The organism is Delftia acidovorans SPH-1 (assembly GCF_000018665.1).
In the GTDB taxonomy this organism is placed as follows: domain Bacteria; phylum Pseudomonadota; class Gammaproteobacteria; order Burkholderiales; family Burkholderiaceae_C; genus Comamonas; species Comamonas acidovorans.
The window spans coordinates 6,581,767-6,595,690 of sequence record NC_010002.1 but is presented as its reverse complement, the minus strand read 5'-3'; the positions used below and the strand labels follow the sequence as shown (position 1 = coordinate 6,595,690).

Below are 13,924 nucleotides of genomic sequence, written 5' to 3'. Positions count from 1 at the left end.
TGCTGGCCTTCGTGGCGGCGCTGGGCCGGATTTGACTGCCTGAAAGGAGACCGCCATGTGGTTGACCTGGATGGAATATGCACTGGTGCTGCTGTTGATGACGGCGCTGGCCGTGCCCATGGGGCAGTGGCTGGCACGCTGCTTCACGAGTGAGCACCATGCCTGGATCGAGCGGCTGAGCTTTCGCGCCCTGGGCGTGAACCCGGCCGAGCGCATGGGCTGGCAGCGCTACGGGCTGGCGCTGCTGCTGTCCAACGGCGCCATGCTGCTGCTGGGCTATGCGCTGCTGCGCGCGCAGGGCTGGCTGCCGCTGAATGCGCTGGGCAATGCGGCGCAGACGCCGGACCTGGCCTTCAACACGGCCGCGTCCTTTGTGACCAATACCAACTGGCAGGCGTATTCGGGCGAGAGCAGCCTGTCCAACGCCACGCAGATGGTGGCCATCACCTTCATGATGTTTGCGGGTGCTATCACGGGCGTGGTCGCGGCTGCGGGCTTCATCCGCGGCCTGGCGCGCTCCAGCGCATCGGACCTGGGCAACTACTGGGTGGACTATGTGCGCGTGCTGTGGCGCGTGATGCTGCCGCTGAGCTTTGTGGTGGCCCTGGTCTATGTGTGGCAGGGCGTGCCGCAGGCGCTGGATGGCCAGGTCTGGGCGACGACGCTGGAGGGCGCGCGCCAGCAGATCCTGCTGGGCCCCGTGGCCAGCCTGGAGAGCATCAAGCACATCGGCACCAACGGCGGCGGCTTCTTCGGCATGAACGCGGCCCATCCGTTCGAGAACCCCACGCCGCTGACCAATGCCATCCACATCCTGGGCATGCTGCTGATTCCCTCGGCCATGACCTATGCCTTCGGCTCCATGCTGCTGCGCCGCCGCCAGGGCTGGGTGCTGTTCGGCGCCTGCCTGGTGATGTTCGTGGGCTTTCTGGCGCTGGTGTTCACGGCCGAGCAGGCCGGCAATCCGCTGCTCACGGCCGCAGGTGCCGACCAGCAGATCAGCGCCACCCAGCCGGGCGGCAACATGGAGGGCAAGGAGCTGCGCTTTGGCATCGCCGACACGGCGCTGTTCGTGGCCACAACCACGGCCGCCACCACGGGCTCGGTCAATGCCATGCATGACTCGCTGACGCCGCTGGGCGGGCTGGTGCCGCTGGCACAGATGATGATCAACTGCGTGTTCGGCGGTGATGGCGTGGGCCTGATCAACCTGCTGCAGTACGCCATCCTCACGGTCTTCCTGGCCGGCATGATGATTGGCCGCACGCCCGAGTTCCTGGGCAAGAAGATCGAGGCGCGCGAGATCAAGCTGGTGATGCTGGCCGTGATGGCGCATCCCATCTCCGTCCTGGGCTTCACGGCGCTGGCGGCGGTCTGGCCCGACACGCTGGCCAGCCTGGCCAACCGGGGGCCGCATGGTTTCTCGGAGGTGCTCTATGCCTATGCCTCGGGCACGGCCAACAACGGCTCGGCCTTTGCGGGCCTGAATGCGAACACGCCGTTCTTCAACACCACCATCGGCCTGGCCATGCTGGCGGGCCGGTATCTGACGCTGCTGCCTATGCTGGCCCTGGCCGGCAGCCTGGCGGCCAAGCCCACCGTGCCTGCGGGGCCGGGCACCTTCCCGACGGCCACGCCGCTGTTCATGGGGCTGCTGGTCTTCGTGGTGGTCGTGGTCGGCGGGCTGACCTTCCTGCCTTCGCTGGCCCTGGGTCCCGTGGTCGAGCAGCTGCAGATGCTGTCAGGACAGGTCTACCCCTGAATCCCTGAGCCAGCTGAGCCCGTTTTTTTCTTGGCCGCCGGTTCTGCCTTGGCAGGGCCGTGCGGCGGAGGTTTCGAGATGCAAGTTCAAACACATACTTCCGGCCCCTTGCCGGTGCTGCGCGCTGATGCGCAGGCCCAAGCGCAGGCCGTTCCAGGCGGGCTGCGCTCGCTGTTCGGCCCCAGCCTGCGGTCGGCGCTGTTCGTCGCCGTGGTCACGGGCCTGGCGTACCCGCTGGTCACCACGCTCGTGGCCCAGGCCGCGTTTCCCAAGGCGGCCAATGGCAGCCTGGTCGTGCGCCAGGGCTCGGTCGTGGGCTCGGCCCTGATCGGGCAGGAGTTCGCCTCGCCGCGCTATTTCCAGGGCCGGCCCAGCGCCACCACGGCGCCCGATCCCGACAAGGCCGATGCCACGGTGGCCGCGCCCTACAACGCTGCGCTGTCGGCTGCCACCAACCAGGGGCCGACCCATGCGGCGCTCAAGGAGTCCGTGGCGGCGCGCGTGGCGGCCTACCGCGAACTCAATGGCTTGGCTGCAGATGCTGCGGTGCCTGTGGATGCCGTGACGGCCTCGGCCTCCGGCCTGGACCCGCACATCTCGGTGGCCAATGCCGAGCTGCAACTGCCGCGCGTGGCCCGCGAGCGCCAGCTGCCCGTGGCCAAGGTCCAGGAACTGCTGCGCCAGCAGGTGGAGCCGCGCGTGCTGGGCCTTCTGGGCGAGCCGCGCGTGAACGTGCTGCAGATGAACCTGGCGCTGGACGATCTCTCGGCCGCGACGCTGCAGCCTGCGGCAGTCCATGCCGCCAAGGAGTAAGCCATGTCGCGCAAAACTGCTTTGTCCCTGTTCGATCCTTCGCTGGTGCGCCAGGCGCTGGGTGACTCCATCCGCAAGCTGGCACCCAGCGCGCAATGGCGCAACCCGGTGATGTTCGTGGTCTACCTGGGCGCCATCTTCACCAGCCTGCTCTGGGCCCAGGCCCTGGCGGGCGAAGGCGAAGCGCCTGCGGGCTTCATCCTGGCGATTGCGCTGTGGCTGTGGTTCACCGTGCTGTTCGCCAACTTTGCGGAGGCGCTGGCCGAGGGGCGCAGCCGCGCCCAGGCCGCCAGCCTGCGCAGCATGAAGCGCAGCACCATCGCCAAGAAGCTGGAGCAGGCCAACTACCAGAGCCGCTGGCACCCCGTGGGTGCCGAAGAACTGCGTTCGGGCATGTGGGTGCTGGTGGAGGCCGGCGACACCGTGCCGCTGGACGGCACCGTGATCGAGGGCGTGGCCTCGGTGGACGAGAGCGCCATCACCGGCGAATCGGCCCCCGTGATCCGCGAGGCCGGTGGTGACTTCTCTTCGGTCACGGGTGGCACGCGCGTGCTGTCGGACTGGCTGGTGGTGCAGATCACCGTCAATCCCGGCGAGTCCTTCCTGGACCGCATGATCTCCATGGTGGAGTCGGCCCGCCGCCACAAGACGCCCAACGAGCTGGCGCTGACCATTTTGCTGGTCGGGCTGACGCTGCTGTTCCTGCTGGTCATCGTCACGCTGCGGCCCTATTCGTCCTTTGCGGTGGAGCTGACGGGCAGCGGCCAGGTCGTGGGACTGACGGTGCTGATCGCCCTGCTGGTGTGCCTGATCCCGACCACCATCGGCGGCCTGCTGTCGGCCATTGGCGTGGCGGGCATGAGTCGCATGATGCAGGCCAACGTGATCGCCACCTCGGGCCGCGCCGTGGAGGCGGCCGGCGACGTGGACGTGCTGCTGCTGGACAAGACCGGCACCATCACGCTGGGCAACCGCCAGGCCAGCGAGTTCCTGCCCGCGCCCGGCGTGACGGCCGCGCAGCTGGTGGATGCGGCGCAGCTGGCCTCGCTGGCCGACGAGACGCCTGAAGGCCGCAGCGTGGTCGTGCTGGCCAAGGAGATGCATGGCCTGCGCGAGCGCGACCTGGCCACGCTGCATGCGGTCTTCGTGCCCTTCACGGCCCAGACGCGCATGAGTGGCGTGGACATGCCCCAGCCGGACGGCGCCACGCGCAGCCTGCGCAAGGGCGCGGCCGACGCCGTGCGCCGCCACGTTGAATCCCTGGGCGGCCAGTTCCCGCCCGCCATGCTCAAGGTGGTGGAGGATGTGTCGCGGCGCGGCAGCACGCCGCTGGTCGTGGCCGACGGTGCCCGCGTGCTTGGCGTGATCGAGCTCAAGGACGTGGTCAAGCACGGCATACGCGAACGCTTTGCCGAGCTGCGCCGCATGGGCATCAAGACCGTGATGATCACGGGCGACAACCCGCTCACGGCGGCGGCCATTGCGGCCGAGGCCGGCGTGGACGACTACCTGGCCGAAGCCACGCCCGAGGACAAGCTGCGCCTGATCCGCGAACACCAGGCCGCAGGCCGCCTGGTGGCCATGACCGGCGACGGCACCAATGACGCGCCCGCGCTGGCCCAGGCCGACGTGGCCGTGGCCATGAACAGCGGCACCCAGGCGGCCAAGGAGGCCGGCAACATGGTGGACCTGGACAGCAACCCGACCAAGCTCATCGAGGTCGTGGAGACCGGCAAGCAGATGCTGATGACGCGCGGCGCGCTGACCACCTTCAGCGTGGCCAACGACGTGGCCAAGTACTTCGCCATCATCCCGGCCGCCTTCGTGGGCACCTATCCGCAGCTGTCGGCGCTCAACGTCATGGGTCTGGCCAGCCCGGGCTCGGCCATCCTGAGTGCCGTGATCTTCAACGCGCTGATCATCATCGTGCTGATACCGCTGGCCCTGCGCGGCGTGCCCTACCGCGCCATCGGCGCCTCGGCCCTGTTGCGGCGCAACCTGCTGATCTACGGCCTGGGTGGCCTGGTCGTTCCCTTCATCGGCATCAAGCTGATCGACATGCTGCTGGTGGCTCTGAACCTGGCGTGACCCTGGGCGGCCCGCCTGCCCGCCCGGGCAGGCCCCGCTTTGCTCTTCTCTTCAAGAAAACCAAGATGAAATCCGTTCCCTCCATGGCGGCCGCTGGTGCCGTCCCCCGTTTCTCCCTGGCCGCACTGCTGTCGCTGGCGGCCGCATCCTGCCATGCGCAGGCAGAGACCTCCCCCGTCAGCGCTGCCAGCGCCGCTGCCCAGGAATCGCCCGCACCCGCCTACGCCCTCACCGGCAGCGTGACGCTGCTCAGCGACTACCGTTTCCGTGGCATCTCGCAAAGCTGGATGGGGCCTGCGCTGCAGGGCGGGCTGGAGCTGTCGCTGCCGCGCGGCGCCTACCTGGGCGTGTCCGGCTCCAGCGTGTCGCGCCACAGCTATCTGGACGGCCGCGCGCTGGAGCTGGACCTGTACGGCGGCTGGCGCACCGAATTGCCGGCGGGCTGGACGGGCGACATCGGCCTGCTGCACTACAACTACCCCGGCGCGCGCGTGCCCCGGGGCGATGGCGGCGGCGGTGTGCGCTACGACACCACCGAGGCCTATCTGGCTGCCAGCCACGGCGGCTTCAGCGCCAAATGGTCGCTGGCGCTCACGCCTTACTTCGGGCTGCGCGACAGCACGGCGGCCACGGCCTTTGCAGAGGCGCTTCCCGGCAGCGGCAGCTCACGCGGCAGCAGCTATCTGGACCTGAACTACCAGCATCCGCTGGGCGACTGGGCCGTGCTGGGCCTGCATGCCGGCCACACGCAGGTGCGCAACTACAGCGAACTGTCGTATGCCGACTGGCGCGTCTCGCTGGCCCGCAGCTGGGGCCCATGGACGGCCACGCTGGCCTGGGCCGGCACCTCGGCCGACACGCGCTACTACCGCGCGGCCAACGCGGCGGGCCAGATGCAAAGCCTGGGCCGCAGCGGCTGGGTGCTGTCGCTGTCGGCGGCGTTCTAGTGTGGGAGCACGCTCTGGTGCTAGGCTGAGAACCATGCCCATTTCGTCCTCTGCCGAGCCGGCGCCGCCCGGTATGCCGCGCCCCGATCCCGACGCCCTGGTCGCGCGCCTGCGCCATGAGCGGGCGCAGGAGGGGCGGGGCAAGCTGCGCATCTACTTCGGATCGAATGCAGGCGTGGGCAAGACCTACGCCATGCTGGCCGCCGCCCAGCGCGAACGCCAGGGAGGCCGCGAGGTTCTGGTGGGACTCGTGGAAACCCATGGCCGCAAGGAAACGGCGCAGCAGCTGCATGGCCTGGAGCAACTGCCGCTGCGCGAGCTGCCGCACCAGGGGCGGACGCTGCGCGAGTTCGACCTGGATGCGGCGCTCGCGCGGCACCCGCGCGTGCTGCTGCTCGATGAACTGGCGCACAGCAATGCGCCGGGTTCGCGCCATCCCAAGCGCTGGCAGGACGTGCAGGAGCTGCTGGACGCAGGCATCGATGTCTGGACCACGATCAATGTCCAGCACCTGGAAAGCCTGAACGACGTGGTGGGCGGCATCGTGGGCATCACGGTGCGCGAGACCGTGCCCGACCAGATCTTCGACGATGCCGACGAGGTCATCGTCGTCGACATCTCGCCCGACGAGCTGCTGCGCCGGTTGAAGGACGGCAAGGTCTACATGCTGGAGCAGGCCGAGCGGGCCTCGCGCAATTTCTTTCGCCGTGGCAACCTGCTGGCGCTGCGCGAACTGGCGCTGCGCCGCACGGCTGACCGCGTGGACGAGGACATGCGCGACTACCGGCGCGAGCGCTCCATAGGCACGGTCTGGCCTGCGCGCGAGCGCCTGCTGGTGGCGGTGGCCGGCCGCGCGGGCGACGACGCGCTGGTGCGCCAGGTCGCGCGCATGGCGCGACGACTCGATGCGGACTGGATGGTGGTCTACGTGGACGCCCCCCAGCGCCAGCACCGCCCGCGCAGCGTGCAGGCCGCCGTGCTCAAGACCCTGGCCCTGGCCGCGCGCCTGGGCGCCGAGACGGCCACGCTGCCGGGCGCCGATGTGGCCGAGGCCCTGGTCGCCTTCGCGCGCGAGCGCAACGCCAGCCGCCTGGTGCTGGCCCAGCCGCCACGCCCGGCCTGGTCGCCCTGGCGCTGGTGGACGCGCAGCCTGCCCGACCGCATCACGCACTTGCATCCCGATATCGATGTGCTGGTGCTCTCCGGCGGCTCCAGCGCGGCCCGGACCGAGGCCGCTCCTGCCGCGACTTCCGCGCTGCCGCGGCGCGCACCGCTGCCGTGGAAGGGCTATGCCGGCGTCACCCTGGCCTGCCTGGCCGCCACGGCGCTGGCCGAGCAGCTGCTGCGCGTCTTCGACCCGGCCAACGTGGTCATGCTGTTCCTGCTCATCGTCGTGCTGTCCTCGCTGCGCTGGGGGCGGGGTCCGGGTGCCTGGGCCGCGCTGCTGTCGGTACTGTGCTTCGACTACTTCTTCGTGCCGCCGCGCGGCTCCTTCCATGTCAACGACACGCAGTACCTGTTCACCTTCGTGCTGATGCTGGGCGTGGCCCTGGTCTGCGGCCAGCTCATGGCGCGGCTGCGCCACGAGGCGCGCGTGGCGGCCGAGCGCGAGCGCCGCGCAGGCGCCCTGGCACGGCTGGCGCGCGACCTGTCGGGCGCGCTCACGCAGGAGCAGGTGGTGGAGATCGCGCTGCGCACGGTCTCGGGCGTGTTCGACGCCCAGGCCGGGCTGCTGCTGCCCGATGCCGACGAGCGCCTGCGGCCTGCGGGCGGCGGCCCCTGCGCCATGGACGACAGCATTGCGCGCTGGGCCATGGACCATGGCCAGCAGGCTGGCCAGGGCACGGACACGCTCCCGGCCGCACCGGCCCGCTATGTGCCGCTGGCCGCACCCGTGCGCATGCGCGGCGTGCTGGTGCTGCAGCTGCGTGCGCCTCAGCGCCTGGAGGTGCCCGAGGAGCAGCGCCTGCTGGAGGCCTGTGCCAGCCAGGTGGCGCTGGCGCTGGAACGCCAGCACTTCGTGGCCGTGGCCCAGCAGACCCAGATCGCCATGGAGGGCGAGCGCATGCGCAACACCCTGCTGTCGGCCGTCTCGCACGACCTGCGCACCCCGCTGACCACCATCCTGGGCGCGGCCGAGGCGGCGCAGCGCCATGTGCCGCCGGGCGGCGCGGCCGACATGCTGGAGCAGGTCCGCATCCAGGCGCAGGCCATGCAGCGCCTGGTGGAGAACCTGCTGGACATGGCGCGCCTGCAGCAAGGCGGCGTGCACCTGCAGCGCGAATGGCTGCCGCTGGACGAAGTGGTGGGCAGCGCGCTGCGCCAGATGCGCGCGCGCCTGGGCCAGCATCTCGTGAGCACCGACGTGCCCGCCAGCCTGCCGCTGCTGCAGCTCGATGCCCTGCTCATGGAGCGTGTGCTGGTCAACCTGCTGGACAACGCCGCCAAGTACACGCCGGCCGGCACGCCGCTGGCCATCAGTGCGCGTGTGCAGGACGGCGAACTGCTGCTGTCCGTGCGCGACGGCGGGCCAGGCCTGCCATCGCATCTGCCGGTGGAGACGCTGTTCGAGCCCTTCACGCGCGGCACGGCCGAGTCCACCGTCTCGGGCATCGGCCTGGGCCTGGCGCTGGTGCGCAGCATTGTCGAGGCGCATGGCGGGCGCATCGAGGCTGCCGCCGCGCGGCCCGGCCCGGGCACCATCTTCACGCTGCGCTTTCCCGTGCCCGAGCAGCCTGCGCTGGATTAGAGTCCCGCCATGCACGAAAGCCCCCCATGAGCACGCCCGCCAACCGCATCCTGATGATCGAGGACGACCCCGGCATCCGCCGCTTCGTGCGACTGGTGCTGGAAGACGAAGGCTGGCAGGTCTTCGAGGCCGACAGCGCGCGCCGCGGCCTGATCGAGGCGGCGAGCCGCCAGCCCGACCTGGTCATCCTCGACCTGGGCCTGCCCGACGCCGATGGCAAGCAGGTCCTGACCGAGCTGCGCGGGTGGTCCTCCGTGCCCGTGCTCGTGCTCTCCGCGCGCGAGCGTGAGGACGAGAAGGTGGCCGCATTGGATGCCGGCGCCGACGACTACCTGGTCAAGCCCTTCGGCGTGCCCGAGCTGCTGGCCCGGCTGCGCGTGATGCTGCGCCGCCGCCAGCAGCTGGGCGCCGCCGGTGGGGCGGGCGGCACCGCCGCGTCCAGCAAGGTGCACTTCGGCCCGGTGCAGGTGGACCTGGCCACGCATGAGGTGCGGCGCGCGGGGCAGCCGGTGCACCTCACGCCCATCGAATTCCGCCTGCTGGCGGCCCTGATCGCCGCCCAGGGCCGGGTGCTCACCCACCGCCAGCTGCTGCTGCAGGTCTGGGGCCCCGAGTACCTGAGCCGCGCCCACTACCTGCGCGTGCACATGGCCAATCTGCGCCAGAAGATCGAGGACGAGCCGGCCCAGCCGCGCCACCTGGTGACCGAGCTGCAGGTGGGCTACCGGCTTGTGGGGCTGGGCGGTGAGGCATCCACGGGATCGGTATAATCGGCGCCTCTCCGAGGAGCGTTGCAGCGGCCCCCACACATCAGGCGTGGTCGCGAGGCTCGGAGTCATACCTGCAACGACGCTCGCCCACGCTTTCTGTGCGGTGAGCTTTTTTTCGTCTCCCGCAGAACGTGGTTTTTCATTCATCTTTTGGAGAAAACCATGAACGCTGCTGTTCGTCCCGTTTCCGCCGACACGGCCATCGCTGACATTTCCCTCGCTGCCTGGGGCCGCAAGGAAATCCTGATCGCCGAAACCGAAATGCCCGGCCTGATGGCCACGCGCGAGGAATTCGCCGCGGCCCAGCCCCTCAAGGGCGCGCGCATCGCGGGCTCGCTGCACATGACCATCCAGACGGCCGTGCTGATCGAGACGCTCAAGGCCCTGGGCGCCGAAGTGCGCTGGGCGTCGTGCAACATCTTCTCGACGCAGGACCACGCTGCTGCCGCCATCGCGGAAACCGGCACGCCCGTGTTCGCCATCAAGGGCGAATCGCTGGCCGACTACTGGGACTACACCCACCGCATCTTTGAATTCGGCGCCGCCGGCACCGAAGGCGAAGGCCCCAACATGATCCTGGACGACGGCGGCGACGCCACCATGCTGCTGCACCTGGGCATGCGCGCCGAAAAGGACCTGTCCGTGCTGGACAACCCCGCCTCCGAAGAAGAGAAGATCGCCTTCGCCGCCATCCGCGCCAAGCTGGCCCAGGACCCCACCTGGTACACGCGCAAGAGCGCCCACATCATCGGCGTGACCGAAGAGACCACGACCGGCGTGCACCGCCTCAACGAGATGTCGGCCAAGGGCACGCTGAAGTTCCGTGCCATCAACGTCAACGACTCGGTCACCAAGAGCAAGTTCGACAACCTCTACGGCTGCCGCGAATCGCTGGTGGATGGCATCAAGCGCGCCACCGACGTGATGATCGCCGGCAAGGTTGCCGTGGTGGCCGGCTACGGCGACGTGGGCAAGGGCTGCGCCCAGGCGCTGCGCGCGCTGTCGGCCCAGGTCTGGGTCACCGAGATCGATCCCATCAACGCCCTGCAGGCGGCCATGGAAGGCTACAAGGTCGTGACCATGGAGTGGGCAGCCGACAAGGCCGACATCTTCGTGACCACCACCGGCAACCGCGACATCATCCGCCACGAGCACATGGTGGCCATGAAGAACGAAGCCATCGTCTGCAACATCGGCCACTTCGACAACGAGATCGACGTCGCCTCCATCGAGCAGTACCAGTGGGAAGAAATCAAGCCCCAGGTGGACCACATCACCTTCCCTGACGGCAAGAAGATCATCCTGCTGGCCAAGGGCCGCCTGGTGAACCTGGGTTGCGCCACCGGCCACCCCAGCTTCGTGATGAGCGCCTCGTTCGCCAACCAGACCATCGCCCAGATCGAGCTGTTCACCAAGCCCGACGCCTACGAGGTCGGCAAGGTCTACGTGCTGCCCAAGATCCTGGACGAGAAGGTCGCCCGCCTGCACCTGAAGAAGGTCGGCGCCATGCTGACCGAACTGACGGACGGCCAGGCTGCCTATATCGGCGTGAGCAAGCAGGGCCCCTACAAGCCCGAAACTTATCGCTACTAAGCACCCCCTGAGGCGCTGACGCGCCTTCCCCCTCTCTATCCGCTTCGCGGAGGAGGGGGACGACGCCCTCGCTGCGGGGCGGCCCTTGCTTGGCGTCCCTGAGTTGGGTCGCGCCGGTTTCGGGCATTAGTCAACTGAGATTTCCTGGAGCGACGCTATGCGCGCAGATGTATTTTTGGTGGAAGCCGGCCATGCGGCCACGCGCTCGCAGGCGCAGCGGCTGATTGCAGGCGGCGTGCAATGGCGCATGACGCCGCTGACGCCTTGGAAGAAGGTTGCCAAGAACGGCGACGAGATTCCTGCGGGTGCCGAGCTGCAGCTGCTGGACGGGGCCGAGGCCCGGTTCATCTCGCGCGGCGGGCTGAAGCTGGAAGGCGCGCTGGCGGCCACCAAGCTGTCGGTGCAGGGCCTGCGCTGCCTGGACGTGGGCCAGAGTACGGGCGGCTTCACCGACTGCCTGCTGCAGGCGGGCGCCGCCCAGGTCATCGGCGTGGACGTGGGCCATGGCCAGTTGCATGACCGGCTGCGCTCGGATGTGCGTGTGATCTGCGTCGAGGGCGTCAATGCCCGCGCGGTGACGGCCGAGGGCCTGCAGGAGTCCTGCGAGGAAGTGCTGTCCGAACGCTGGGAAGAAGATCCCGACGACAACGACACCCAGCCCGTGGCGCCCTATGCCTGGATGCGCAACGGCGGTCTGGTCGATGAAGACTACGACGACAGCGACGACGCCAAGGAAAAAGAGATCGAAGCCTTCAAGGCCGAGCGCGCGGCCAAGGGCAAGGCCCGGGAAGAAGGCACGGTGGCCACGCAGCGCCGCCGCCGCGCCGAGTTTGCCGACGTGGACATCACGCCGCAGTTCGACTTCGTCACGGGCGATCTGTCCTTCATCTCGCTGACCCTGGTGCTGCCGGCCGTCACGCGCCTGCTCAAGCCGCATGGCCAGCTGCTGATGCTGGTCAAGCCGCAGTTTGAACTGCAGCCGGGCCAGGTCGGCAAGGGCGGCATCGTGCGCGATGCGGCCCTGTTCACCGAGGTGGAGCAGCGCATCCGCACCTGCCTGGGCGAGCTGGGGCTGGAGGTCAAGGGCTGGATGGAGTCGGCCATCGAAGGCGGTGACGGCAACCGCGAATTCTTCGTGCATGCCCAGCAGGCGGCCGTGGTGAAGGAGCCTGCACAGCCTGAAACGCAGGACGAGGACGAACCCCGTTCGGCCGTGAAAGCCGCGCCTAAGCCGGCCGCGCCCAAGCGCGTGTCCCGCACCGTGCTGCGCGAGCAGCGCAACGAGCGTGTGATCGACACCAGCACCGAGTTCGGCGTGCCCGGACCGGGGCGCGCCAAGCTGCGCAAACGCAACGAATGAAACACTGAGCAGTGAGTCTTACATGAGCTTTCCGATCAGCTTCGAATTCTTCCCGACCAAGACGCCCGAAGGCGCGGCCAAGCATGTGCAGGTGCGCAAGAACCTCTATGCGCGCAAGCCCCAGTTCTGCTCCGTCACCTATGGCGCGGGCGGCTCCACGCAGGCCGGCACCTTCAACATGGTGCGTGACATCCAGAGCGAAGGCGTCAGCGCGGCATCGCATTTCTCCTGCGTGGGCGCCACGCACGACAAGGTGCGTGCCGAGCTGCAGGAGCTCAAGGCCATGGGCGTGCGCCGCATCGTCGCGCTGCGCGGCGACCTGCCCAGCGGCTATGGCCTGGGAGGGGAATTCCAGTACGCCAGCGACCTCGTGGAATTCATCCGCCGCGAGTTCGGCGACTGGTTCCACATCGAGGTGGCAGCCTATCCCGAGGTCCATCCGCAGGCGAAATCCCCACATTCCGATCTGGAAGCGTTTGCGGCTAAAGTGCGCGCTGGCGCGGATTCCGCGATCACCCAATATTTCTACAATGCCGACGCCTACTGCCGTTTCGTTGATGCGGCGCGCGGCATGGGGCTTGATGTACCGGTTGTTCCCGGCATCATGCCCATCACCAGCTCTACGCAGCTGATGCGCTTCTCGGACGCCTGCGGCGCCGAGATCCCGCGCTGGATCCGCCTGCGTCTGCAGGCTTACGGAGATGACACGGCGTCCATTCGCGCCTTCGGCCTCGATGTCGTGTCCCGTCTATGCGAGCAGTTGCGCAGCCAGGGCGCTCCCGGGCTGCACTTCTATACGATGAACCAGAGCGTCGCCACGCTGGAAATCTGCGATCGATTGGGCCTTTGAGCGCGCAGCCACTGCGCCGGCCCCGGGCGGCCCTCTAGAACTTGGGAACGGTCAGGCGTTCCCTGGAGGTTTTTGCCCATGGATCGTAATTTTCGACGCCTGCACTGGCGCTGGCTGGCCATGTGTGCCATCACCGCCACCCTGGCTGGCTGCGCACCGGCTCCCGTGGCCGAAACCGATGCCGAGTCCGGCGCCCTGATGGCCGGTTCTGCTGGTTCGGCAGGTGCCGAGGCCATGGCTGAAGGCCAGACGCCTGCGGCCGTTCCCTCCGCAGGCAAGCGCAGCAGCCGCGCCTCGCGGGCCACGCCGCCTGCCAGCAGATCCGCGGATGCCAGGCCCTCCGAACCGGCTTCGCCCGAAGAGAGTGCCGACACTCCCTCCAATCCCGATTTCGCCCTCGTTCCCTCGCGCGACAGTGACCAGCAAGGCCTGGCCTCCTGGTATGGCCCGGGCCTGCATGGCCGGCTGACGGCCAGCGGCGAACGTTTCGACAAGGAAGAGCTGACGGCTGCGCACCGCAGCTTCGCCTTCGGCAGCCGTGTCTGTGTGCGCAGCGCCGCGACAGGCAGGACGGTGGTGGTGCGCATCAATGACCGGGGGCCGTTTGCACCCGGCCGCGTGATCGACCTGAGCCAGGCCGCGGCGCAGGAGCTGGGCATGGTCGGCCTGGGCATCAAGCCCGTGGAGCTGTGGCAGCTTGACGAAGGCGAGGAAGAATGCCCCGAAACCCTGGTCACGGCCAGAAAGGCAGAGTCGCTCAAGAAGACGCAGCAGGCCAAGGGACAGACACAAACACAGGCGCGGACCCAGGTTCAGGCAAAGGCCCCGGTCCGGCCGCGTGTGCAGGCCAAGGCGCCCGCACCCCGGCCCAATGCACGCACGGCCGTGGCCAGCCGTGCCGCCCCTGCCGCCAGGCCGGTGGCGAAGGCCGCGGCGCCCGCCGCAGCCTCGGCCACGGCAGTGGCCTCTGCGGCGTCGAGCTCGCGCTGAAC

At 68.9% G+C, this 13,924-nt stretch carries 10 protein-coding genes and 1 riboswitch; all 10 genes read left to right on the top strand.

The genetic code is table 11. From position 1 onward, the window contains the following. The first annotated feature begins 55 nt into the window (after nt 1–55). The 10 genes from kdpA (at nt 56) to DACI_RS29905 (ending at nt 13,922) form a co-directional block, all read left to right on the top strand. Nucleotides 56–1,762: a potassium-transporting ATPase subunit KdpA gene (gene kdpA, locus DACI_RS29950; protein WP_012207722.1), complete on the top strand. Its 1,707-nt coding sequence runs from the start codon at nt 56–58 to the stop codon at nt 1,760–1,762. A gap of 78 nt (nt 1,763–1,840) precedes the next feature. Further along, nucleotides 1,841–2,575 carry a K(+)-transporting ATPase subunit C gene (gene kdpC / locus DACI_RS29945; protein ID WP_012207721.1) on the top strand — a complete coding sequence of 245 codons (735 nt, stop codon included), beginning with the start codon at nt 1,841–1,843 and terminating at the stop codon, nt 2,573–2,575. Between the two features lie 3 nt (nt 2,576–2,578). Then, on the top strand, nt 2,579–4,663 hold the full coding sequence (gene kdpB, locus DACI_RS29940) for a potassium-transporting ATPase subunit KdpB (RefSeq protein ID WP_012207720.1): 2,085 nt from the start codon (nt 2,579–2,581) through the stop codon (nt 4,661–4,663). Nucleotides 4,664–4,746: 83 nt separating this feature from the next. Then, nucleotides 4,747–5,610: a TorF family putative porin gene (locus DACI_RS29935; protein WP_012207719.1), complete on the top strand. Its 864-nt coding sequence runs from the start codon at nt 4,747–4,749 to the stop codon at nt 5,608–5,610. 34 nt (nt 5,611–5,644) lie between these two features. After that, a complete protein-coding gene (locus DACI_RS29930; RefSeq protein WP_012207718.1) occupies nt 5,645–8,359 on the top strand; it encodes a sensor histidine kinase in 2,715 nt (904 codons plus the stop codon). A 26-nt stretch (nt 8,360–8,385) separates the two neighbouring features. Continuing rightward, a complete protein-coding gene (locus tag DACI_RS29925; protein ID WP_012207717.1) occupies nt 8,386–9,129 on the top strand; it encodes a response regulator in 744 nt (247 codons plus the stop codon). Between the two features lie 7 nt (nt 9,130–9,136). Continuing rightward, nucleotides 9,137–9,221, top strand: a riboswitch (S-adenosyl-L-homocysteine riboswitch). Nucleotides 9,222–9,291: 70 nt separating this feature from the next. Next, a complete protein-coding gene (ahcY, locus tag DACI_RS29920) occupies nt 9,292–10,722 on the top strand; it encodes an adenosylhomocysteinase (RefSeq protein ID WP_012207716.1) in 1,431 nt (476 codons plus the stop codon). Nucleotides 10,723–10,879: 157 nt separating this feature from the next. Further along, the gene (locus DACI_RS29915) at nt 10,880–12,082 is read left to right on the top strand and encodes a TlyA family RNA methyltransferase (RefSeq protein ID WP_012207715.1); all 1,203 of its coding nucleotides are present in this window, start codon (nt 10,880–10,882) and stop codon (nt 12,080–12,082) included. A 22-nt stretch (nt 12,083–12,104) separates the two neighbouring features. Further along, nucleotides 12,105–12,932, top strand: coding sequence for a methylenetetrahydrofolate reductase [NAD(P)H] (gene metF, locus DACI_RS29910; protein ID WP_012207714.1), 828 nt, complete (start codon nt 12,105–12,107; stop codon nt 12,930–12,932). Nucleotides 12,933–13,010: 78 nt separating this feature from the next. Beyond that, nucleotides 13,011–13,922, top strand: coding sequence for a septal ring lytic transglycosylase RlpA family protein (locus DACI_RS29905; RefSeq protein ID WP_012207713.1), 912 nt, complete (start codon nt 13,011–13,013; stop codon nt 13,920–13,922). Nucleotides 13,923–13,924: the final 2 nt, after the last annotated feature.